At 42.7% G+C, this 501-nt stretch carries 1 protein-coding gene; it reads left to right on the forward strand.

What is annotated here, in order from left to right; genetic code table 11:
- On the forward strand, positions 1 to 501 hold a 501-nt coding region (locus JCM17102_RS21160; RefSeq protein WP_199901488.1), incomplete at its 3' end, for a glycoside hydrolase family 88 protein.

Consider the following 501-nt stretch of genomic DNA (forward strand, 5'->3'; position numbering starts at 1 on the left):
TTGGCTCAATCTAGTCAATTGACTGATTTCCCGGAAGGTTACACTCCGGAAGAAGTTGGTAAACGTTTAGCCTACCGTTTTGTAGATGGTAAACACGCACTGCATGCCGGTAAATGGATTAGTTATCCGGAGACTTTTAACTGGAACGGTGCCCTTCAATTGGCTAAAATAACCAAGGACAAAAAGCTCTTCAAACTCCTGGAAAATAAATTCGAGCCTTTGTTTACCATGGAAAAGAAGTTACTACCTATCATGAATCATGTCGATTTGAATATGTTCGGAAGCCTGCCTCTGAACCTGTATCAGATGACAAAGAAAAAGAAGTACCTGAAACTGGGACTACCTTACGCTGATACTCAATGGGAGGTTCCTGAGAATGCGAAACCTTCGGAAAAGGAATGGGCCGGCAAAGGCTACTCCTGGCAGACACGTCTTTGGATTGATGATATGTATATGATTACCATCGTACAGACTCAAGCTTACAAGGTAACCAAAGATCGC

Origin of the sequence: Bacteroides faecichinchillae JCM 17102 (assembly GCF_000614145.1) — a bacterium.
Taxonomy (GTDB): domain Bacteria; phylum Bacteroidota; class Bacteroidia; order Bacteroidales; family Bacteroidaceae; genus Bacteroides; species Bacteroides faecichinchillae.